This is a genomic window from Bradyrhizobium sp. SZCCHNS3002 (assembly GCF_032377435.1).
In the GTDB taxonomy this organism is placed as follows: Bacteria; Pseudomonadota; Alphaproteobacteria; order Rhizobiales; family Xanthobacteraceae; genus Bradyrhizobium.
This window is the reverse complement of the sequence record NZ_JAUHHY010000012.1, coordinates 71,040-89,657: the sequence shown is the minus strand read 5'-3', so window position 1 is coordinate 89,657 and position 18,618 is coordinate 71,040. Positions and strand designations below refer to the sequence as shown.

At 66.1% G+C, this 18,618-nt stretch carries 29 protein-coding genes; 22 read left to right on the top strand and 7 right to left on the bottom strand.

Features of this window, described 5'->3' with window-relative positions:
* Nucleotides 1-56 precede the first annotated feature (56 nt).
* The 6 genes from QW845_RS24410 (at nt 57) to QW845_RS24385 (ending at nt 5,673) form a co-directional block, all read left to right on the top strand.
* Nucleotides 57-293, top strand: coding sequence for a hypothetical protein (locus QW845_RS24410; protein WP_315804080.1), 237 nt, complete (start codon nt 57-59; stop codon nt 291-293).
* Nucleotides 290-1,765: an Asp-tRNA(Asn)/Glu-tRNA(Gln) amidotransferase subunit GatA gene (gene gatA, locus QW845_RS24405; RefSeq protein ID WP_315804079.1), complete on the top strand. Its 1,476-nt coding sequence runs from the start codon at nt 290-292 to the stop codon at nt 1,763-1,765. The genes QW845_RS24410 and gatA overlap by 4 nt, the downstream gene beginning before the upstream one ends.
* Complete coding sequence (locus tag QW845_RS24400; RefSeq protein ID WP_315804078.1) at nt 1,756-2,052, top strand: hypothetical protein; 297 nt, start codon at nt 1,756-1,758, stop codon at nt 2,050-2,052. The genes gatA and QW845_RS24400 overlap by 10 nt, the downstream gene beginning before the upstream one ends.
* Before the next feature lie 4 nt (nt 2,053-2,056).
* Nucleotides 2,057-3,535, top strand: a complete 1,479-nt coding sequence (gene gatB / locus QW845_RS24395) for an Asp-tRNA(Asn)/Glu-tRNA(Gln) amidotransferase subunit GatB (protein ID WP_315804077.1) — start codon at nt 2,057-2,059, stop codon at nt 3,533-3,535.
* A gap of 1,391 nt (nt 3,536-4,926) precedes the next feature.
* A complete protein-coding gene (locus QW845_RS24390) occupies nt 4,927-5,193 on the top strand; it encodes a hypothetical protein (RefSeq protein WP_315740271.1) in 267 nt (88 codons plus the stop codon).
* A 126-nt stretch (nt 5,194-5,319) separates the two neighbouring features.
* Nucleotides 5,320-5,673 (top strand): hypothetical protein, encoded by a 354-nt coding sequence (locus QW845_RS24385; protein WP_315804076.1) that lies wholly within the window; start codon nt 5,320-5,322, stop codon nt 5,671-5,673.
* Between the two features lie 239 nt (nt 5,674-5,912).
* Here QW845_RS24385 and QW845_RS24380 read toward each other — a convergent pair whose 3' ends face one another.
* The 7 genes from QW845_RS24380 to QW845_RS34185 all read right to left on the bottom strand — a co-directional run bounded on the left by QW845_RS24380 (nt 5,913) and on the right by QW845_RS34185 (nt 8,863).
* Nucleotides 5,913-7,031 carry a site-specific integrase gene (locus QW845_RS24380; protein WP_315804075.1) on the bottom strand — a complete coding sequence of 373 codons (1,119 nt, stop codon included), beginning with the start codon at nt 7,029-7,031 and terminating at the stop codon, nt 5,913-5,915.
* A 196-nt stretch (nt 7,032-7,227) separates the two neighbouring features.
* On the bottom strand, nt 7,228-7,632 hold the full coding sequence (locus QW845_RS24375; RefSeq protein ID WP_315804074.1) for a hypothetical protein: 405 nt from the start codon (nt 7,630-7,632) through the stop codon (nt 7,228-7,230).
* A 114-nt stretch (nt 7,633-7,746) separates the two neighbouring features.
* Nucleotides 7,747-7,905, bottom strand: coding sequence for a hypothetical protein (locus tag QW845_RS24370; RefSeq protein ID WP_315804073.1), 159 nt, complete (start codon nt 7,903-7,905; stop codon nt 7,747-7,749).
* Nucleotides 7,895-8,092: a hypothetical protein gene (locus QW845_RS24365; protein ID WP_315804072.1), complete on the bottom strand. Its 198-nt coding sequence runs from the start codon at nt 8,090-8,092 to the stop codon at nt 7,895-7,897. Before QW845_RS24365 ends, QW845_RS24370 begins: the two co-directional genes overlap by 11 nt.
* A complete protein-coding gene (locus QW845_RS24360) occupies nt 8,089-8,289 on the bottom strand; it encodes a hypothetical protein (protein ID WP_315804071.1) in 201 nt (66 codons plus the stop codon). Before QW845_RS24360 ends, QW845_RS24365 begins: the two co-directional genes overlap by 4 nt.
* A 44-nt stretch (nt 8,290-8,333) precedes the next feature.
* Nucleotides 8,334-8,456 (bottom strand): hypothetical protein, encoded by a 123-nt coding sequence (locus tag QW845_RS24355; RefSeq protein WP_315804070.1) that lies wholly within the window; start codon nt 8,454-8,456, stop codon nt 8,334-8,336.
* A 92-nt stretch (nt 8,457-8,548) separates the two neighbouring features.
* Nucleotides 8,549-8,863, bottom strand: a complete 315-nt coding sequence (locus QW845_RS34185; protein WP_409997960.1) for a helix-turn-helix domain-containing protein — start codon at nt 8,861-8,863, stop codon at nt 8,549-8,551.
* An 85-nt stretch (nt 8,864-8,948) separates the two neighbouring features.
* On the opposite strand from QW845_RS34185, the gene QW845_RS34180 reads away from it, so the two are divergent.
* From QW845_RS34180 to QW845_RS24275, 16 genes are all read left to right on the top strand, one after another.
* Nucleotides 8,949-9,191: a carph-isopro domain-containing protein gene (locus QW845_RS34180; protein WP_409997959.1), complete on the top strand. Its 243-nt coding sequence runs from the start codon at nt 8,949-8,951 to the stop codon at nt 9,189-9,191.
* A 298-nt stretch (nt 9,192-9,489) separates the two neighbouring features.
* Nucleotides 9,490-9,792 carry a hypothetical protein gene (locus QW845_RS24345; RefSeq protein ID WP_315804068.1) on the top strand — a complete coding sequence of 101 codons (303 nt, stop codon included), beginning with the start codon at nt 9,490-9,492 and terminating at the stop codon, nt 9,790-9,792.
* 52 nt (nt 9,793-9,844) lie between these two features.
* Nucleotides 9,845-10,111, top strand: a complete 267-nt coding sequence (locus tag QW845_RS24340; protein ID WP_315804067.1) for a hypothetical protein — start codon at nt 9,845-9,847, stop codon at nt 10,109-10,111.
* Nucleotides 10,111-10,449, top strand: a complete 339-nt coding sequence (locus QW845_RS24335; protein ID WP_315804066.1) for a hypothetical protein — start codon at nt 10,111-10,113, stop codon at nt 10,447-10,449. Before QW845_RS24340 ends, QW845_RS24335 begins: the two co-directional genes overlap by 1 nt.
* Nucleotides 10,450-10,594: 145 nt before the next feature.
* Complete coding sequence (locus QW845_RS24330; protein ID WP_315804065.1) at nt 10,595-11,158, top strand: hypothetical protein; 564 nt, start codon at nt 10,595-10,597, stop codon at nt 11,156-11,158.
* A 3-nt stretch (nt 11,159-11,161) separates the two neighbouring features.
* Entirely contained in the window at nt 11,162-11,476 is a 315-nt protein-coding gene (locus tag QW845_RS24325) for a hypothetical protein (RefSeq protein ID WP_315804064.1), read from the top strand.
* Entirely contained in the window at nt 11,469-12,524 is a 1,056-nt protein-coding gene (locus tag QW845_RS24320; protein ID WP_315804063.1) for a phage Gp37/Gp68 family protein, read from the top strand. Before QW845_RS24325 ends, QW845_RS24320 begins: the two co-directional genes overlap by 8 nt.
* Nucleotides 12,521-13,333 carry a ParB N-terminal domain-containing protein gene (locus QW845_RS24315; RefSeq protein ID WP_315804062.1) on the top strand — a complete coding sequence of 271 codons (813 nt, stop codon included), beginning with the start codon at nt 12,521-12,523 and terminating at the stop codon, nt 13,331-13,333. The genes QW845_RS24320 and QW845_RS24315 overlap by 4 nt, the downstream gene beginning before the upstream one ends.
* Nucleotides 13,333-14,427, top strand: coding sequence for an MT-A70 family methyltransferase (locus tag QW845_RS24310; protein ID WP_315804061.1), 1,095 nt, complete (start codon nt 13,333-13,335; stop codon nt 14,425-14,427). Before QW845_RS24315 ends, QW845_RS24310 begins: the two co-directional genes overlap by 1 nt.
* On the top strand, nt 14,424-14,834 hold the full coding sequence (locus QW845_RS24305; protein WP_315804060.1) for a hypothetical protein: 411 nt from the start codon (nt 14,424-14,426) through the stop codon (nt 14,832-14,834). Before QW845_RS24310 ends, QW845_RS24305 begins: the two co-directional genes overlap by 4 nt.
* Nucleotides 14,831-15,175, top strand: coding sequence for a hypothetical protein (locus QW845_RS24300; RefSeq protein ID WP_315804059.1), 345 nt, complete (start codon nt 14,831-14,833; stop codon nt 15,173-15,175). The genes QW845_RS24305 and QW845_RS24300 overlap by 4 nt, the downstream gene beginning before the upstream one ends.
* Nucleotides 15,169-15,678, top strand: a complete 510-nt coding sequence (locus tag QW845_RS24295; protein WP_315804058.1) for a hypothetical protein — start codon at nt 15,169-15,171, stop codon at nt 15,676-15,678. The genes QW845_RS24300 and QW845_RS24295 overlap by 7 nt, the downstream gene beginning before the upstream one ends.
* Before the next feature lie 9 nt (nt 15,679-15,687).
* Nucleotides 15,688-16,167 carry a hypothetical protein gene (locus tag QW845_RS24290; protein ID WP_315804057.1) on the top strand — a complete coding sequence of 160 codons (480 nt, stop codon included), beginning with the start codon at nt 15,688-15,690 and terminating at the stop codon, nt 16,165-16,167.
* Nucleotides 16,124-18,085, top strand: a complete 1,962-nt coding sequence (locus QW845_RS24285) for a ParB/RepB/Spo0J family partition protein (protein WP_315804056.1) — start codon at nt 16,124-16,126, stop codon at nt 18,083-18,085. The genes QW845_RS24290 and QW845_RS24285 overlap by 44 nt, the downstream gene beginning before the upstream one ends.
* A gap of 20 nt (nt 18,086-18,105) precedes the next feature.
* Complete coding sequence (locus QW845_RS24280) at nt 18,106-18,396, top strand: hypothetical protein (RefSeq protein WP_315804055.1); 291 nt, start codon at nt 18,106-18,108, stop codon at nt 18,394-18,396.
* On the top strand, nt 18,393-18,617 hold the full coding sequence (locus QW845_RS24275; protein ID WP_315804054.1) for a hypothetical protein: 225 nt from the start codon (nt 18,393-18,395) through the stop codon (nt 18,615-18,617). The genes QW845_RS24280 and QW845_RS24275 overlap by 4 nt, the downstream gene beginning before the upstream one ends.
* Nucleotide 18,618: the final 1 nt, after the last annotated feature.

Here is an 18,618-nt window from a genome sequence, read left to right as displayed (position 1 = left end):
CCGCGCGCCCGTCGCGCGTGATCCGCTCCTTCAAACCGACAAGCGAGCCAACGCCGATGTGCCTGCTCTGCGACGATGAAGCGGCCTACAAGGCCTATATGGACTATCTCGACGCCATGGAGCGGCAGGGCAAGGCCGCCGACCCGGACAAGGCCGTCAACGAGATCCTCGACCAGCTCGAAGCGGCCGCCAATACCAAGAAAGCCTCCCCTGCGAAGAACAAGTTCTTCGCGGACGACGCCGCCGACGACAAGACGCTCTCCCCGTTCTTCTGCAGCCCGATCAACAAATGACCGATTTGACTTCGCTGACGCTCGCCGAGGCCCGCAAGGGTCTCGCGAGCAAGACCTTCACGTCGCTCGAGCTGACCGACGCCCATCTCAAGGCGATCGAGGAGGCGCGGGCGCTCAATGCCTTCGTGATGGAGACGCCGGACCAGGCGCGCGCGATGGCGCGCGACGCCGACGCCAAGATCACCAAGGGTGAGGGCGGGCCGCTGGCCGGCATTCCGCTCGGGATCAAGGACCTGTTCGCCACCAAGGACGTCCGTACCACCGCGTGCTCGAAGATCCTCGGCAACTTCGTCCCGACCTACGAGTCGACCGTGACCTCGCAGCTGTGGCGCGACGGCGCCGTCATGCTCGGCAAGCTCAACAATGACGAGTTCGCGATGGGCTCGTCCAACGAGACCTCGTGCTTCGGCCCGGTCGGCAATCCCTGGCGCCGCGAGGGCTCCAACACCACGCTGGTGCCGGGCGGCTCGTCCGGCGGCTCGGCGTCGGCGGTGGCTGCGCTCTTGTGCATGGGCGCGACCGCGACCGACACCGGCGGCTCGATCCGCCAGCCCGCAGCGTTCACCGCCACCGTCGGCATCAAGCCGACCTACGGCCGCTGCTCGCGCTGGGGCATCGTCGCCTTCGCCTCCTCGCTCGACCAGGCCGGCCCGATCGCGCGTTCGACCCGCGATGCGGCGATCCTGTTGCGCTCGATGGCCGGCCACGACCCGAAGGACACCACCTCGGTCGACATCCCCGTGCCGGACTACGAGGCCGCGATCGGCAAGTCCGTGAAGGGCATGAAGATCGGCATCCCCAAGGAGTATCGGCTCGACGGCATGCCGGCCGAGATCGAAAAGCTCTGGAGCGAGGGCGCGGCCTGGCTGAAGGCGGCCGGCGCCGAGCTGGTCGAGGTGTCGCTGCCGCACACCAAATACGCGCTGCCGGCCTATTACATCGTGGCGCCAGCGGAGGCGTCCTCGAACCTCGCCCGCTACGACGGCGTCCGCTACGGCCTGCGGGTGCCTGGCAAGTCCATCGGCGAGCTGTACGAGAACACCCGCGCCGAGGGCTTCGGGCCCGAGGTGCGCCGCCGCGTCATGATCGGCACCTATGTGCTGTCGGCCGGCTACTACGACGCCTATTACATCCGGGCGCAGAGGGTTCGGACCCTGATCAAGAGGGATTTCGAGGACTGCTTCGCCAAGGGCGTGAACGCGATCCTGACGCCGGCGACGCCGTCGGCCGCGTTCGGCATCGGCGAGAAGGGCGGCGCCGATCCGGTCGAGATGTATCTGAACGACATATTCACGGTGACCGTGAACATGGCCGGCCTGCCGGGCATCGCGGTGCCCGCCGGCAAGGACAGTCAGGGCCTGCCGCTCGGGCTGCAGCTGATCGGCCGCCCGTTCGACGAGGAGACGCTGTTCTCTCTCGGCGAGGTCATCGAGCAGGCGGCGGGGCGCTTCACGCCGGTCCGGTGGTGGTAGGCGTCGCCGATTTCAGGACGAGCCTCGCGGGCGATGCGCCCGCGGCCGAACTGTCGCCTGTGCTGAGCGGCCTGTGGTGGCTGGCGAAGGGCGACTGGGACCGGGCGCACAAGATCATTCAGGACGAGTCCGGCCGCGACGCGGCCTGGGCGCACGCGCATCTGCATCGCGTCGAGGGCGACCTCGGCAATGCCGGCTACTGGTATCGCCAGGCCGGGCAGCCGGTCGCGAAAGATGCGTTGGATATCGAATTCGAGCGGATCGTCTCCGCACTGCTTGGGAGTTAGAGCCATGACGGCAACCAGCGGCAAGCTGATGAAGGGTGCCACCGGCGACTGGGAGGTCGTGATCGGCATGGAGATCCATGCCCAGGTCACCTCGAAGTCGAAACTGTTCTCGGGCGCCTCGACCGCGTTCGGCGGCGATCCCAACACCCACGTCTCGCTGGTCGACGTGGCGATGCCCGGCATGCTGCCGGTGATCAACGAGGAATGCGTGCGCCAGGCCGTGCGCACCGGGCTCGGGCTGAACGCCAAGATCAACCTGCGCTCGGTGTTCGACCGCAAGAACTATTTCTACCCCGACCTGCCGCAGGGCTACCAGATCAGCCAGTACAAGGACCCGATCGTGGGCGAGGGCGAGATCACGGTCGAGCTCGACAGCGGCAAGACCGCAACCATCGGCATCGAGCGCCTGCACATCGAGCAGGACCCCGGCAAGATGCTGCACGACCAGTCGCCGTCGCTGTCCTATATCGATTTCAACCGCTGCGGCGTGGCGCTAATGGAGATCGTCTCCAAGCCGGATATCCGCGACGCCGAGCAGGCCAAGGCCTATGTGACCAAGCTGCGCTCGATCATGCGCTATCTCGGCACCTGCGACGGCGACATGGAGAAGGGCTCCTTGCGCGCCGACGTCAACGTCTCCGTGCGCAAGCCGGGGGCGCCGCTCGGCACCCGCTGCGAGATCAAGAACATCAACTCGATCAGCTTCATCGGCCAGGCGGTCGAGGCCGAGGCGCGGCGCCAGATCGAGATCATCGAGGACGGCGGCGTGATCGAGCAGGAAACCCGCCGCTTCGATCCCGACAAGGGCGAGACGCGCTCGATGCGGTCCAAGGAGGAGGCGCATGATTACCGTTACTTCCCCGACCCGGACCTGCTGCCGCTGGAGTTCTCGCAGTCCTTCGTCGACGAGCTGAAGGCGGCGCTGCCGGAGCTGCCGGACCAGAAGAAGGCGCGCTTCATCGCGGATTTCGGCCTGTCGCCCTACGACGCCTCCGTGCTGGTCGCCGAGCGCGAGAGCGCCGCGTTCTACGAGGCCGTCCTGGAGGCGCTGTCCGACCGGGCGCGCGACGGCAAGCTCGCCGCCAACTGGGTGATCAACGAGCTGTTCGGCCGGCTGAACAAGGAAGGCCGTGACATCGCGTCGTCGCCCGTCTCGGCGTCTCAGCTTGCGGCGATCGTCGCGCTGATCGGCGAAGGCACGATCTCCGGCAAGATCGCCAAGGACCTGTTCGAGATCGTCTGGAGCGAAGGCGGCGACCCGCGCGAGCTGGTCGAGAGCCGCGGCATGAAGCAGGTGACCGATCTCGGCGCGATCGAGAAGGTCGTCGACGAGATCATCGCCGCCAATCCGGACAAGGTCGCGCAGGCGAAGGCCAAGCCTCAGCTCGCCGGCTGGTTCGTCGGTCAGGTGATGAAGTCGTCGGGCGGCAAGGCCAACCCGCAGGCGGTGAACGATCTCCTGAAGAGCAAGCTCGGCATCTGAACGACGCTCGCTCGTCTTCGTTCCAGCGGCGCGCACCTGGTGCGCGCCGTTTGTTTTGGCGTCGCGGTCCGACGAATCGCCGCATGCGATTCGCAAAAAAGCCACCGTTGCCGAGCGTTCGGACGCACACGAGGACGTGTGCAATGAAAATTTTTTCGTTGCCAAAATTTACGACTCAGAGTCCGCGCGTTGCTCTCGCGGTGCGAGTCTGCACGCCGACACGCCGGCGTCGCCGCGTGCGACGTGCCGTTCAGTCGCTCAGAAAAATACTTGCAGCACAGGCTTTTTGCGCAATCGCGATTAGTTGCGATCGCGGCCTTGCGCAGAGAGACGTTTGGATTTTCGCGATCGATCGACGCGCTGCTTCGCGCGTTGCGCCAGCCGCGTGCGCGCGCGCCTGTCAACACTTCCTTAAGCCGGAAGCTGTTTTTTTTCACTCGTTGGTGTATCGATGAGGAGTGCAGCTCGATTCCCGAGTGCACGCATCGACTAAGCCATCTCACATCGGAGGGCAACATGGCCAAGAAAGCGAAGAAGGCGAAGAAGGCAGTGAAGAAGGTCGCGAAGACCGCGGCGAAGAAGACTGCCAAGAAGACCAAGAAGGTCGCCAAGAAGAAGTAACTCTCGCAGTCCTCTGCGAGATGAGTCCGGCAGCTGATGCCGGCACGTCGTTGGAACGTTAGGTCTGCATGGCTCCTCGAGAGCCGGGCGGATCTCCTGAAGCTCCAACAGACGATAGAGGGTGTCGGCGAGACATCAGGTCAACGGTCGGATCGAACTCGAGAGCGGCTTCGCTCGCGGTGCGGTCCGGCAGAAGAAACAGGATTTCTTCGTTCGGTGCAGATCGCGTTTCCGGTCTGCAATCTCACGAGCGGCTATCAGCCAGAGTGGGATCTGATCCTGACGTGTTCGCCGACGCCCTCGATCCCTGAGCACCGCGCCCTTGGCGACTGTGTGCCTCCAACCTCCCCATAGACGAACAGCATCATCAGCAGCTCGGCGCAGGCGTGCTCGCGCTGCGCAATCTCCCGCACGTGCTGTCGAGACGTGTCCAGTCGCGATGCGGCTGTTGACCAGCGGCGTGGTGCGCTTCGCGCCAGCGCGGTGAGGCGCTTTCGCGGATGGTTATGAGTTTGCCAAACAGAACGGTAAACCGCTCTTTGCCGAGTTGAAAAATCCATTTCGAATCAATGCATTGAACCCGGCCCGGGAAAATGCGGGGTTCCGCGTTCAGGGCTCGTTCAGCACGATGTTTAAACTGCCTTTCAAACTTGATCGGTCATCCTTCGCGCATAAGCCGCGAGACGGCATGGGGATAACCAGGCGTTGAACAGCTGGACGGGGGCGTGCTCGGGTGACCAGCCGCCTCCTCGAAGCGAAGGAGAGCGACGATGTTTCAGGGACAACTCAATTTCGATGACGTGACCACCGCGGAGCAGGGCGCCAGCGGCGATGTGCTGTTCGAGCTCGGCATGCTCTATGCGAGCGGTCGCGACGGTGCGGTCGATCTGATCGCCGCGCACAAATGGTTCAATCTCGCCGCCCTCAGGGGCCGCGTCGATGCCGTGGCCATGCGCCGCGAGGTCGCCGAGCAGATGTCGGACGCCGAGATCGCGACCGCGCAGCGCGAGGCGCGCGCCTGGATGACCGCGCACTGAGCGAGCCAAGCCGCGGCTTGGCGGATCTCGCCCGATCGCTCATTCTCGTCGGAAGCGGGCCTCGTCGCGCGCCCATAAATCTCCTATCTGTCGTTCGGTGTGACGCAGACAAGCGGGATTGACGGCATGGGCCAGGCACGGCGACAGGCGCGGCGGCAAGAGCTGATCGACTGCCATGACTGCGGCAGCGGCGTCTCCTTCAGCGCAGTGGCGTGCCCGCATTGTGGATCGACCGAGCCGGCCGGGCCTGCGGTGCAAAGCCGGCGCGAGTTGAAGCGTCTGCGGGTCGAGGCCCATAATGACCGCCGCCTCGTCGTGGTGACCGCCCTCTGTGCCGGTCTCGGCGCCATCTATGGTGCCGCGATGGGAGCAGGAGGCGCAGCGTCATGGTGGGCTGCGCTCGGCTATGGGTTCGTCGGCACCATCATCGGCGTGCCCGCCGCCTTCGTGATCAACATCAGCCGTGGCTTGTTCGATTGAACCGCGCGGGATTGAGCGGCAACCGTGATCACGACGGCCACGCTCCGTTGCGATCCGGCAGGTGCGTGAACGGCTCGGCTTTGATGCGGATGATCTGGGGGGAGGGGGCTGTTGGCCGCGCCCAAGGGCGGCTGGCGGAGACGGAGGGATTCGAACCCTCGATAGGGCTTTACAACCCTATAACGGTTTAGCAAGCCTGATGCCGTCGACCTGCGCAAATAGTGAAATATTGTGCTGGATCAACTGCTTTCCTTGGGCTGCGAGCGCTCAAACCGTTCTAGCTGTGCCGGGCTTTGTGACGGGCCGGCCTTGGCCGCGGCGGCTTCCTCCGGCGTCAGGAAGGTCAAATAGAGCTCCGTCGTCGTGATGCTCTTGTGGTTCAAATGCTGCTGTAACGTGTAGATATTGCCGCCGTTTTTCAGGTGGTGCACGGCGTAGAAGTGGCGCAGGTGGTGGAAGGTGAAGGGGTGAAATTCGCGCTCCTCCCGCTGTGCCGCCTTTTGTGCCGCCTTCACCAGCTCGTTGAACCGGGCCGAGACGTTGCGATAGGGCTCGCCGTTGCCGTGCCAGAACAGCCACGGGCCGGTCAGATGCGCCGGGATCGCCGCCAGCACCGCCCATGCGGCCGGCGAAAGGCTGATGGTGCGGATCTCGTTGCCTTTGCGGCGAATGGTCAGCTGGCGACGCTCCGCGTCCAGCAGCCGCCGCTGCGCCTTGACCAGCTCATCCTGCCGGCATCCGGTCTCGCGGGCCGCCTCGATCAGCCGACGGAAGTTGCCGGGCGCCCTGGCGACGACATAGTCGATGTCCTCGGCCAGCGGCAGCACGATCGGGTCGCGCACCTCCTTCAGCCGCTTCAGCCGGGACAGCGCAGGGTTGCTTTGATCCGGTCGCCAGCCCTCGTCGATGGCGTATTCGATGACGCTGGACAGCGCGGTGAGGTCGCGGCGGATGGTGGCCGTGGTCACGCCCTTGGCGCGGCGCTCGCGCACGATGGTGCCAATCAACTCGCGATCGATCTCGTCGAAGAACAGCGGCTTCAGCCAGGGCTCGAGCTGGCCGAGCGAGACGGCGTAGCGCCGGCGGGTCTGCTCGCCGACCTGGTCGGCGATGTGCAGCGACCAGGCCGCGAAGACGTCGACATAGGTTTTCCGGTGCTCGCCGAACTTGGCCGCGCCTATCTCGCGCTGGCGCCACTCTTCGGCCCGTTTCCGCGCAACGCGCTCATCGCGCGTTGATAGGCTTCCTCGGAACTCCCGGCCGCCCACCTGGAACCGCGCCCACCAGATCGAGCCGCGGAGGAACGTGTGCGCTGGCGCTGGCTTCGCTCCTCGGCCTCGGTCGGGTCGATCCGGCATGGCTTCCGCTCCTTGCTGGCGAGCCAGGCCCGCAGCTTCGCCTCGTCGAAGGTCCAGCACTTGAACGGCTTGGCAGCGCCCGGAATGTCGCCGCGGGCCGCCGCGGCCTGAAGGGTGCGCTCGCTCTCGCCGGAGATCGCGACGGCGCGGGCCATCTTGATGCGTTCGGGGCTGTTGGCAAGAGCCGAGCGCGTCGTCATCCCCGCGGCTCCATCGTGTCGAGGGAGCCGGGATGCCGGGCTCGCACGGTCGGATCGCGCTCCCAGCTGTCGCGCGCGATCGCGCTGAGTTGGTCCCAGGTCTTGCGCGGGATGCCGGCCTGATGGCCGTCGCGGTCGTCATAGTCCGGCTGCAGCGCACAATCCGCTTCGTAGGCCAGCTGTCCGGGCGTCTTTCGTCCGCTGCCCGCGATCTGGTCGGTCATGGCATGACCTTCATCATGATCGTCGATCTGACGGCGAAGCTTCTCGATTTCGGGGTTGGAAATCCGCAGCACCAAAGTTGTCGCGCCGGGCTGGATGAATCGATCACACAGAATGACGTTGCTGCCCCGATCCACATGGAGACAACGCTCGACATCTATCTGCAGCCATTTGCTCATTCGTGCGGGTGCCTGCGAAAAGGAAAAAGCCCCCAGGCAAATCGGCGAGAAATCCTGGGGGCCGGACGGGTGGAATGACACGGGGGCCGACGGACCGTCGGGCCCTCCCGCGCGTCATGGGGCCATGGCATCTCCGTGGTTGGTTGCGGGAAAGGGCGGCTCGGCGGCGCCGGCGAGCGCGGCCCGGAAGCGGGCGAGCTCCTCGGCGATCTGGTCGCAGGCGAGCGGCGCGGCGCGGCGGACCTTGTCGTCGCCGACTAGCTCACGGATCATGACGAGCAGGGCGTTCGGATTGCGCATGGCGTGTCCCCCTGGCGATGGCGCAGTCGGTGGTGAGCGTCGTGATCGATCCGGCGAGGCAGCGCGGCCGCGGCTGCTCGAGATCCGGCAGCAACAGCGCGCCGGCGAGCACCACGGCCGAGCCGATGGCGATGGCGAGCCAGATGCGGGCGGCCATCATGTCGCCGGCTCCTGCATGGCGGTGTTGACGGCAGCGAGCGTGCGATCGAGGTCGGCAGCCGAAGCGTTGACGCGCACCGGTACCGGCATCAGCGGGCCTTCCAGGCAGGCGATTTTCTGCAGCCGCAGCAGCGGCGGCAGCTTGCGATTGGTCTGCCAGACTTCGAGCAGATGATCGGCGTGCTGTTGCGAGGTCATGGCGGGTCTCCCGGATGCGGTGGCGCAAAGGGTGGTCCCGGCCCTCAGGCCGGGATCTCCTTCCGCAGCGCGTCCAGGTGAGCCTCGAACTCCGCCTGGGTGATCTTCCCGCCGTCCAGCGCGATCATCAGGCGCTGCATCCGGGCGTCGATCTGGTGTTGGGTCATCGCTGATCTCCCGTGGTTGGACGGGAGAACTCTAGTTCGCAATTCGCGAACCGTCAATCAGAAAGTTCGCAACTTGCGAATTTCTGCCTGGGCTACCTCTTGGCTCTCTTGGCCGCAGCCTTTCGGGGCTCCGGCAGGCGCTGCTGTTGCTTTGGCTGAGGTCCCATGTTGCGGGCGATGATTTCGGAGGGCTGGCCGACATCGCCGAATAGCAGCCAATCGATCGAGATTCCGAAGCGCTTGCGGATTCGGCGCGCGGCTTCCATCGTCAGCGGACGCTTACCCGTTTCGAACGGGTTATAGACGTTCTTGCCGAGACCCAAGGCCTCGGCAAATTCGGTCTGTGTCTTGCCGAGGTGTTCGCGTACTGCGATCAGCCTGAGGCGGATGTCGTCGTCGGTATCCATGGACGCCATCGCACCATAAGCGGTGCGAAAAGTCGTTTCGCAATATGCGACCCCTTGACCGGTTCGCGATTTGCGAACTAAGTCGATGCCTATGACTGATTCGTCGCTGACATGGGGTGCGATCATCGACGCGCTGGGCGGGACCGGCGCCGTTGCGAGGTCGCTGAGCATTTCCTCTCCTACAGTGAGCGGCTGGCGCACGCGGGGTATTCCGTCGATGTACTGGGCCGATCTCGTCGCGATGCCGGCTTTGCCCGGCGAAGGGCGCATCGTCTCGCTCGAAACGCTGGCGGCGTTGGCAAAGAGTGTTGCGGAGGCGCGCGCATGACGGCGCCCCGGCCAAATGATGACCGTGCTCATGGGAGGACCTGTGTCGATGGGGTGGTGCGCTGGTGGCACCATGATGACACAACCTCTCGATGCGTTCCATCCCGTCGTTTGATGTATGCCGGAGCGCGGCGAGATCGCGGCGCTTCGTCACATCGGCCGTTTTTGCCGCGTGGCGGCGATGATCGGAGGTCCTTCTCATGACCTCCCCGGTAGCCCGCGCCCGCAGCAACGCCAAATCGGCCCATTTCCCGAACCGGAATCAAGAAGCGCAAATCCGGAATCGGATTTCGCCGGTGATGGCGCGCGTCAAGGCGCTGCTGCCGGAGACGAAGGCCGCGCATCATCTCAGCATTTTGATCGATGAGCCGCTCGGCAATTGCCAGAAGCTGCTGTCCGGCCATCGCAGCGAAAATGCCGGCCAGCTCGCCAAACTGCTGCGTTCGGCGCTCGGCCGCGACGTGCTGTTTGCGCTGATGGGCGAGGCCCGGCCCGAGTGGTTTTCCAAATATCAGAAACAGCTCGACGTCAACGCCGCGCGCCGCAAGCTGATCGAGGCGCAGCGCGAGATCGAGGCCGTGCAGCAGGGGCTGATCGAATGAGCAACCTGCGCTGGGACGGGATGCGCTGAGGCGCGAATGGGGGGAGGGGGACATGGCGACCGAGCATCTGACGCAAGAGCAGTTCTACACATTGTTCAGCGGCATCCTGGCGCTCGTCGCGCTGCTCGCGATTTGTTGGGCGCTGTGGGACAACCGGCGCGAGGGGCAGGCCGAGGCGAGCCGGCTCGACATCGACGCCGCTGCCTTGCAGCGCTTGCAACAGCGCGCGGCATCGCGCGGCGACGTGACGACCTTGACCGACGATACCCGACACCTCCTTGCCCGCCGCCGCTTCGAGCGCATGGACGGGGTGCTGTGATGGCGACGACAGAGACGGGCGCCGTTCCTCCGATCAGGTTTCCGGGCAACTCGAGACCAGTCACTCCGCAAAGCGAGGCTGCGGTCGTCTTGATCCTGCCGGTGCTCCGCATCGAGTACGAGCCGGGCCGGCGAACTACGCCCCTTCATCACCGACCCACCGCGACACCAGAGTTGCCCCTCGGCGCCGCGGCGGCCGCGGACGGCGGCCGCGACGTCCCCTCGTCGGCTGCCGTCCGCAACGTCATCCCGTTCCACGCGCGGCCGGCGCGGCCCTGCCGCGTGCGCCTCGCTGGCGAGGTGATGGTGCTGCCCCTTTTGCCGCGCTGGCCGGAGTGACCGCCATGTTCGCACACGGACCTTCGGAACTCTGGAATGCGCTGCAGTGGGTCGGCACTCACTCGCTCTGCGCGCTCGGCGGTTTTTTCATCGGGCTTCGCGGCCGGAGCGCTGATCACCGCCGCCGCACTCCGGAGATCGCCCCATGACTGACGTCCGCACGCCTGGCGCCCATCTCTCGCCGCTCGACGCCGCCAACCTGCTCGCCGGCCAGGCCGTCGCCGCGGCGACCTCGTTTCTCGATGGGCGCAGCGACGACCGCGCGCTGCTGATCGAGATGAACCGCATTGAGCTCGGCGTGCTGCAGCTCACTGCGGCGCCCGGCACCGGGCCGCTGATCAAGCTGGTGCGGATCCTCGTCGTGGTCTGCAAGGGCATCATCGACGCCGGTGCCGAAGCGGCAGCGGACGGCGCCGCGCTCAACATGCGCGATCTCTGGCAGGACATCGCGCGCGATGCCGTCAGGGCGATCCGCTACAAATCGTGGATGCTGTGCGGCGGCGACACGCCGGCGCCGGATGTTGACGCGATCGACGCCACGACCAAGGCCGCCGGCGAGGCATTGCGGCGCGAGCAGCTGCGCGCCGAGCTTGCCCAGCTCGAGGCGGCCAACGCCGATGCGCCGGAGTGGGGCGCAGCCGTCGGCGCCCGCCAAGAGCGCATCAACGCCATCCGCCGCGCGCTCGCCGGCGCCGAGCCGCGGGGCTGATGCATGAAGCCGCTGTCGAAGCACATGCAGGACCTGATCGAGATCGTCGAGGCGACGCTGCGCCGGCCGCGGCCGTTGAACGAGTTCGAAGCGCTCACCCTGGCCGAGATCCGCCGCATCGACGCGCTGCCGGCGGAGACGACGCGCCACACGCATGCGCCGCTCGTGGTGATCGCCGCGCTCGAAGGATTGCAGCACACCGACGGCCAGGCGCCGGAGGCCACGCCCTGGCTGATGCTGATCGCCGCAGCGCTGCCGCTGCTGAAGGACGAGACGTTCCGGCAACTGTGCGCCGAGAGGGGGGTGGGCCGTGGCTGATCGCAGCAAGATCGAATGGACGGATGCGAGTTGGAATCCGATCCGGGCGCGACTGACGCGCAAGGTCGGCACCAAGGCGCAGAACGCGCTCGGGTGGCATTGCGAGCACGCGACCACCGGCTGCATCAATTGCTACGCCGAGGGCATGAACATCAGGCTCGGGACCGGACTGCCGTTCAAGCCCGGCCATCTCGACAATGGCGACGTCGAGCTGTTCCTCGACGACAACATGCTGCGGCTGCCGCTGCGCTGGACCAGGCCGCGCAAGATCTTCGTCGGATCGATGACCGATCTGTTCGGCCGCTTCGTCAAGGACGAGTGGCTCGACAAGATCTTCGCGGTGATGGCGCTGTGCCCGCAGCATACGTTCCAGGTCGTGACGAAGCGCAGCGAACGGATGCGGAAGTATCTGACAGCACGCAATGGGATGGGCAACGCAGCGATTTGTCGGGCGATCAACGATCTTCCGGCCAACGTCGGCGATCGCCGAGGCGCTCTTGAAATGCCACTCCCGAACGTCTGGCTCGGCGTCTCCGTCGAGCGCCAGCAGGAAGCCAACGCGCGCATTCCGGACCTGCAGAAGACGCCGGCGGCCGTGCGGTTCGTCAGCGCCGAGCCGCTGCTGGGACCGGTTGAACTCGACGACATCGTCAGGGCGTTCGAGGGCGGTGAGGATCATCACAGCGCGCTCGAGTGCGATGTCGACGTCGAGGACGATCAGGAGTTCGGCGGCGCCGTGATCGACTGGGTCATCGTCGGCGGCGAGAGCGGCCGCAACGCGCGGCCGATGCATCCGGACTGGGCGCGCTCGCTGCGCGATCAATGCCAGGCCGCGGGGGTGGCGTTCTTCTTCAAGCAATGGGGCATGTACAAGCCTTTTGCCCTCTCGCAGCAGCTTCCGTCGACCAAGCGCAAGGTCATGTTGAACGGCCGCGGCTTCTCCTATCAGCAGATCGAGGGCTACGCCTTGGTCAATGTCGGTAAGGAGGGCGCCGGCCGCCTGCTTGATGGTGTCGAGCACAACGCCATGCCGGAGCGCGCCCGATGAGCAGCCTCCGCCCGATCAAGCCGATGACGTTCGCCGGCATCGCTGGCGCAGAGGTCGTGGGGCAGCGGCCGGAGCTGCGCTGGATCGCGCCGACGGCGCTGCATGTCGACGGCACCTATCAGCGCGATCTGTCGCGGCAGTCGCTGCGATTGATCGAGCAGATCTATCGCAGCTTCGCCTGGGACCGCGTCAAGCCGCCGATCGTGGTCGACGACGGCGGGCTGCATCACGTCATCGACGGCCAGCACACCGCGATCGCCGCGGCGAGCCTCGGTGTGGCCGAGCTCCCGTGCTTCGTCATACAGGCGCCCGACCTCGCCGCCCGCGCGCGAGCCTTCGTCGGCCACAATACCGACCGCATCAGCGTCGGGCCGATCGCGATCTATCAGGCGCTGTGCGCCGCCGGCGACGAGGACGCACTCGACGTTCAGAGGGTCTGCAAGCGCGCCGGCGTCACCATCCGTGACTTCAATCAGGGCTGCGATATCAAGATCGGCGAGACCAAGGCCGTCAGCCTGATCCGCAAGCTGATCAAAAAGCGCGGCGTCGTCACCGCCCGCAGGATCCTTGAGTGCCTGGTCAAGGGCGAGATGGCGCCGATCCCGGCCGGCGCGATCACGGCGGTCGAGCACATTCTCTGCAACGAGCGGCCAAAGGTCGATCTCGATGCGCTCGCCAAGGTCATCCGGATGGATTCGGTCGAGGGCATCGCCAAGGGCCGGGCCAAGGCCGCGGCCGACAAGACGACGCTCTGGCGCGTGCTGTCCGCCCGCTGGCTGCGGCGCCTCGGCCCGGAGGCGAGCGACTGATGACCACCGTCCTCGAAGCCTACAACCGCGCTCGCGCAGCACTGGCCGAAGCCGCGACGATCGAGACCGTGCTGTCGATCGTCGACGAGCTGCCGCACCTCAAGCTGTTCGCCCGCCAGATCCGCGACCGTGCGCTGATGGAAGAGGCGATGGTGCTACAGATGCGCGCCGAGCGCCGCCTCGGCGTGCTGATGGTGGCGGCGGAGGAGCAGGGTCGGTTGCTCGCCCGCGGGCAGAAGAAGAAGGACAATCCGGACGTCCCCACCCTCGACGAGGTCGAGATCGACCGCAAGCTGTCGATGGTCGCCAAGCGCGCTGCCGCGCTCGAGGAGCAGGCCTTCGAGGAAGTGATCGAGCACGCGCGGGAGAAGTTTCGCGCCGGCCGCGCCATCATCGTCGATCCCGTCAAGGACGCGGCGAAGTCGGCCGAGGTCGCCGCACGGCGCCAGGCCCATGCCGAGCGGACCAAGGGCGGCTGCTGCGTCGCCGATCTCGGCAACCTCGCGCTGACCGGCTGGCGCGCCGGCGCGATCGGCTGCGATCCGCAGTGGAAGTTCGAAGCGTTTTCCGATGCCGGCGACGGCCGCTCGGCGAACACACACTACAAGACCGAAGGTCTCGACCGCATCAAGGACATGCCGGTTGCCGAGCTCGCAGCCAAGGACTGCGCGCTCTTCATGTGGGTCGTTGACTGGTACCTGCATGGCGCGATCGAGCTGATGACCCATTGGGGTTTCGAGTTCAAGACCGTCGCCTTCACCTGGGCCAAGACAAACAGCGACGACGTCTCCGACCCGTTCGATGACAGCACATGGGCGTTCGGTCAGGGCTACTGGACCCGCGCCAATCCGGAGATGTGCCTGCTCGGCACCCGCGGCGCGCCGAAGCGGCTCTATGCCGACGTCCGCCAGCTGATCGTCGCGCCCGTCATGGAGCATTCGCGCAAGCCTGACGCCTGGCTGGAGCGCATCGAGCGCCTGGTGGAAGGCCCGTATCTCGAATTGAACGCGCGCCGCCGGCGCCCAGGCTGGGTTGCGTGGGGCGATGAGCTGGAGTGGGAAACGCCGAAGCAAGCGGAGGGAGAGGCGGCATGAGCTTGGTACCGATGACGCAGATCCTGCGCGATCATGTGACCGACGGCGGCAGGCTGACCCACGACAACGGGATCTTCCTCCTCGGCGAGGTCGAGCGGCTGCAGGGTCTGTTGAACCGGCCTGAGGTCGACGACTTCCTCAAGGGCGTTCCGCTCGAGGCGGCGCACCAGGTCGAGCGCTGGGGCGTGCAGCATGATGCCGGCAAGGCGCCGCTCGATTGGTTCTGGCTGATCGGGTACCTCGCGCAGAAGGCCGCGACGGCCGCGATCGGCGGCGACCTTGGCAAGGCCAAGCATCACACGATCAGCACGGCCGCGGCGCTCGCCAACTGGCACGCCCAGCTCACCGGCGGCGATAATCGGATGCGGCCGGGGATCGACCCGGCGACGGTTGAGGGCGTCGCATGACCGCTCGCCGCCGCCCAGCCAACCGACGCGCGATCGAGCGCATCTCGATCCATCACGAAAACCAGTTCTTCAATGTCGACCTGGGCCGTGAGCTGGTCTGCGTCGAGCGTGGCTTGCTCGGGCCCGTTGTCGAGGTGTTCGTCAACGCTGCGAAGGTGGATACGCCGGTCGACACGCTGGTGAGCGATGCCGCCATCCTGATGTCGCTGCTGATCCAGTATGGCCATCCGATCGAGGAGATCGCGAAGTCGATGAAGCGCAATCCCGACGGCTCGCCGGCGTCGATCCTGGGGCGCGCGGCGGCGGAGATCCTGCGGGCGCAGGAGGGTGGCTCATGCTGATCAGCTTCTCCGTGCCCGCCATGCGCCCCTGGATCGTCGCCGGACTGCAGCAGCGCCGCGGCGTCGATGTCGGTGACCAGCGCGTCAAGCGGCAGACCTATCGCGGCTATGGTCCGCGCGCCGAGCAGCTGTTGGCGTGGGACGAGAACGGCGGCACGATTCCTTACGACCTGCATCTGTGGTGGAAGTCGCGCACGCGGGAGCGCGAGTTGCTCGGCATCGCAAAACAGGGCGATGGTGATCCGATCCGGGTCTATCACCTCGATATCTGGCACACCTATGTCGAGCCCATGAATGCGGATCGCTATCCCTGCGTCCGCATCAATGGCCCCTACGGCTGGCGCGACGGCGATCCCGTGCTGTTCTGGTCGCCCGGTGATGCGCCGGGCAGCGCGTTCGCCGCCGAGGCCTGCGCCGACGGATTCGATAGCCCTGAGGCCTTCCGCGACTTCTTCGTTCCGAACATGGGCGATCGCTTCGATGCGATCCTGATCAAGTGGTGAGCGCGATGCATGAGCACCGCGGGGCAGAGCGATTGCATCATTACCCACACGCCGCAGACGCTCGGCGACTTCGTGCGGATCGTCCAGCATCCGGCATTCCGCCTCGGCTTCCTCGATGCGCGAGCCGGCAGGGCGCTCGATCACGACCTGATCATGCAGCGGATCCTCAACGAGACGCCGGCCGGCGCCTTGAAACGACTGGGATGGCGCAACGCGGGCGATCAGCAGCCGGACATGTTCCGCGTCGAGGCAGCGCAGGCCAAGCGCGCCGCCAAGCAGGTCGAGACCGCACAGTACCGCTACGAGGAGGGCCGAATCCTCTTCATCGAGTACGGCGTGCGCTGCAAGGCATGGGGGCATCCCGACTTCCCGCCGGCGGAGGTGCTCCGGTTCTGTCAACGGCGGTTCGATGAAAGCGTGACGACAAGGACGAGAGGGCAACACCATGGATCTGCAGATTCCACTCAACAAACTGAAGTTCGGACATGAGGACGGCGAGGGCATCAACGCGCGCGTGATCGGGCGCGACGCGCGCCTGGCCGAGCTCGCCGCCAACCTGCATGCGCACGGCCAGATCGAGAACCTCGTCGTCAAGCCAATGGACGACGGCTTCTACTCCGTCGCCAACGGCAACCGGCGGCTTGCAGCGTTCCACCTGATCCATGGCGAGACCTCGGGCTTCCTGGTCAACTGCACGATCCATGAGGTCGACGAGACCAGGGCGTTCGAATATTCGCTGGCAACCGCGATCACGGCCGAGCAGCTCCATCCGGTCGACCAGTACGAAGCGTTCGCGCGGCTCGAGGCGCACGGCAAGACCAACGAGGAGATCGCGCGGCAGTACGGCCTGACCGAGAAGCAGGTGCGCCAGGCGCTGGCGCTCGGCCGGCTCTCGCCCAAGATCCGGCAGGCCTGGCGCGATGGCACCATAAAGGCCGATGTCGCCAAGGCGTTCACGCTGGCGCTCGACCACAAGACGCAGGACAAGGCCTTTGACAAGCTTTCCAAGGGCGGCACGATCTTCGAGAGCTACGTCAAGAAGGAACTCGGCGCCGATGCGCTCGATGAGGATGTCGCGCAGCTGCTCGGCTTCGTTGGCGCCCAGGCATATCGCGACGCCGGCGGCATCGTGACGGAAGACCTGTTCGGCTTCTCTCACATCATCAGCGACGAGACGCTGTTGAAGCAGATGGCGCGGAACCTGCTGGCCGCGAAATGCGATCAGCTGCTGGAGGCCGGCTGGGGCTGGGCCGAGATCAAGTCGGACCTGCCGCGTGCCGCCAACTTCTGGCCGGCTGCGGAACTCAAGTCCATGGTTTGGGAGGGAGACGAAAGGGAGCGCTTCGATGCTCTCGATGCAAAGCTCCAGGCGCTCGATGACGACGACGTGGATCTCTCCTACAACGAATCCGAAGAGCTGCAGTTGTCGATCGAGCGGGAGATGGCGGAGATCACCGCTGCGGTCCGCGCGCGCAGCTTTGACGACAAGAAGAAAAAGCAGCTCGGTTGCATCCTCGACGTCGTCGATGGTGGCCTTGTCGTCCTCTACGGCATCAAGAAGCCTCCCGAAGTGAAGGCTGAGACGGCCGGCGCGCCGGATCATACTGCGGCCCAGTCTCAGGCGAGCCCGACCAAGCCCGCAGCGCCGGCGGATGCAGACCATGACGAGATTTCGCAGGCGCTTTTGCACCGGCTGTCGGTCCAACTCACCACAGCCGCGGCGACGGCGCTGGTGCTTGACGAGCAGCTCGCCATCTCCGTGCTGCTGGCGGCCGTGGGCTGCTACGGCAATTGCGGCGTGAAGATCTCGGTCAATGGTCTCGGCGCCCGTGGCGGCGAGCGCGGGCTGCTCGGCGCGGAGGACATGAAGCGGGCGCTTCCCCTCGCCATGAACCTGAAGCCGGCGGAGCGGATCACGCTGCTGGCCCAGCTCGCGGCGAGCGCGCTGGATTTCCAGCATTCGCAATACGACCACATGAACCCCGCCGCCGGCGCCGAGGTCATCGTCAACGCGATCGACGCCAAGGCGTTCAACGCTGCGGCGCGCGGCGCCTTCGACGCCAAGGACTATTTCGCCGGCGTCAGCAAGGCGCTGTCGCTGAAGGCGATCGAGGAGGCGCTGGGGCCTGACCTGGCGCGGCAGCAGGCGAAGGGCGGCAAGGCCGAGATCGTCGCCTTCGCGATCGAGAACGTGCCGCCGACCGGCTGGCTGCCGCCGCAGCTGCGCGCCAAGGGCTATGACGGCCCGCCGGTGAAGAAGCCGAAGCTGGCGCCGATCGAGGGCGGCAGGGCCGCGGGCAAGCCGAAGGGGAAGGCAACGCCGGCAAAGGCCGCGAAGGCAACCAAGCCCGTCAATCGCGCCGCCTCGGCCAAGAAGGCCGCGAAGAAGACGGCGAAGAAGCGCTGACGCCGGGCGAGGGGCAGGGCATGTCGACCGAGCTGCATGACGGGATCGTGGCCTTCGAGCCGCTCTCGACCGGACGGGAGAGCATCATGCTCGGCCTGATCCAGGTCGGCGAGATCGCGCCGACGCCGGACCCGTCATCGCGCACTCCGACCTGCTTCCGCCTGATGCTGCCGAGCGTCTCGTCCCGTCCCTGGCACCCCGCGCACTCGATCGAGGACGCGCGGCGCCAGGCGGCTGAGAAGATCGGGGAATGGATCGATGCGGCCGGGCTGGTGCCGGTCGCCGCCAGACAGAATGGGAGAGACTCATGAGTGGTCAGAAGCTGACGAAAGATGAGTTCTGCGCGCGGTTCGTGGCCTACATGGTTGAGCATGCCGGCTTTGAGAAGTTTGACGACGACGAGGAGGGGCCAGGTGAAGCGGTGGCCGAATATGCGGCGGCGACTGCTCCGACCTACTTCGAGGAGACGTTGGGGACGTGTGACAGCCCGGAAGAGGCTGCGGCTGCTGATATGTCCTACTGGGGCGAATAGG

Excerpts from the sequence above, each read along its gene's own strand:
- QW845_RS24335 (WP_315804066.1), top strand. The coding sequence starts at position 10,111 with ATGGCGACGACAGAGACGGGCGCCGTTCCTCCGATCAGGTTTCCGGGC.
- QW845_RS24300 (WP_315804059.1), top strand. The coding sequence starts at position 14,831 with ATGACCGCTCGCCGCCGCCCAGCCAACCGACGCGCGATCGAGCGCATC.
- QW845_RS24290 (WP_315804057.1), top strand. The coding sequence starts at position 15,688 with ATGAGCACCGCGGGGCAGAGCGATTGCATCATTACCCACACGCCGCAG.
- QW845_RS24285 (WP_315804056.1), top strand. The coding sequence starts at position 16,124 with ATGGATCTGCAGATTCCACTCAACAAACTGAAGTTCGGACATGAGGAC.
- gatB (WP_315804077.1), top strand. The coding sequence starts at position 2,057 with ATGACGGCAACCAGCGGCAAGCTGATGAAGGGTGCCACCGGCGACTGG.
- QW845_RS24305 (WP_315804060.1), top strand. The coding sequence starts at position 14,424 with ATGAGCTTGGTACCGATGACGCAGATCCTGCGCGATCATGTGACCGAC.
- QW845_RS24385 (WP_315804076.1), top strand. The coding sequence starts at position 5,320 with ATGGGCCAGGCACGGCGACAGGCGCGGCGGCAAGAGCTGATCGACTGC.
- QW845_RS34185 (WP_409997960.1), bottom strand. The coding sequence starts at position 8,863 with ATGGATACCGACGACGACATCCGCCTCAGGCTGATCGCAGTACGCGAA.
- QW845_RS24375 (WP_315804074.1), bottom strand. The coding sequence starts at position 7,632 with ATGAGCAAATGGCTGCAGATAGATGTCGAGCGTTGTCTCCATGTGGAT.
- QW845_RS24345 (WP_315804068.1), top strand. The coding sequence starts at position 9,490 with ATGGCGCGCGTCAAGGCGCTGCTGCCGGAGACGAAGGCCGCGCATCAT.
- QW845_RS24295 (WP_315804058.1), top strand. The coding sequence starts at position 15,169 with ATGCTGATCAGCTTCTCCGTGCCCGCCATGCGCCCCTGGATCGTCGCC.
- QW845_RS24315 (WP_315804062.1), top strand. The coding sequence starts at position 12,521 with ATGAGCAGCCTCCGCCCGATCAAGCCGATGACGTTCGCCGGCATCGCT.
- QW845_RS24340 (WP_315804067.1), top strand. The coding sequence starts at position 9,845 with ATGGCGACCGAGCATCTGACGCAAGAGCAGTTCTACACATTGTTCAGC.
- QW845_RS24360 (WP_315804071.1), bottom strand. The coding sequence starts at position 8,289 with ATGACCTCGCAACAGCACGCCGATCATCTGCTCGAAGTCTGGCAGACC.
- QW845_RS24280 (WP_315804055.1), top strand. The coding sequence starts at position 18,106 with ATGTCGACCGAGCTGCATGACGGGATCGTGGCCTTCGAGCCGCTCTCG.
- QW845_RS34180 (WP_409997959.1), top strand. The coding sequence starts at position 8,949 with ATGCCTATGACTGATTCGTCGCTGACATGGGGTGCGATCATCGACGCG.
- QW845_RS24355 (WP_315804070.1), bottom strand. The coding sequence starts at position 8,456 with ATGACCCAACACCAGATCGACGCCCGGATGCAGCGCCTGATGATCGCG.
- QW845_RS24310 (WP_315804061.1), top strand. The coding sequence starts at position 13,333 with ATGACCACCGTCCTCGAAGCCTACAACCGCGCTCGCGCAGCACTGGCC.
- QW845_RS24330 (WP_315804065.1), top strand. The coding sequence starts at position 10,595 with ATGACTGACGTCCGCACGCCTGGCGCCCATCTCTCGCCGCTCGACGCC.
- QW845_RS24325 (WP_315804064.1), top strand. The coding sequence starts at position 11,162 with ATGAAGCCGCTGTCGAAGCACATGCAGGACCTGATCGAGATCGTCGAG.
- QW845_RS24370 (WP_315804073.1), bottom strand. The coding sequence starts at position 7,905 with ATGATCCGTGAGCTAGTCGGCGACGACAAGGTCCGCCGCGCCGCGCCG.
- QW845_RS24365 (WP_315804072.1), bottom strand. The coding sequence starts at position 8,092 with ATGATGGCCGCCCGCATCTGGCTCGCCATCGCCATCGGCTCGGCCGTG.
- QW845_RS24390 (WP_315740271.1), top strand. The coding sequence starts at position 4,927 with ATGTTTCAGGGACAACTCAATTTCGATGACGTGACCACCGCGGAGCAG.
- QW845_RS24410 (WP_315804080.1), top strand. The coding sequence starts at position 57 with ATGTGCCTGCTCTGCGACGATGAAGCGGCCTACAAGGCCTATATGGAC.
- gatA (WP_315804079.1), top strand. The coding sequence starts at position 290 with ATGACCGATTTGACTTCGCTGACGCTCGCCGAGGCCCGCAAGGGTCTC.
- QW845_RS24275 (WP_315804054.1), top strand. The coding sequence starts at position 18,393 with ATGAGTGGTCAGAAGCTGACGAAAGATGAGTTCTGCGCGCGGTTCGTG.
- QW845_RS24380 (WP_315804075.1), bottom strand. The coding sequence starts at position 7,031 with ATGCCGGATCGACCCGACCGAGGCCGAGGAGCGAAGCCAGCGCCAGCG.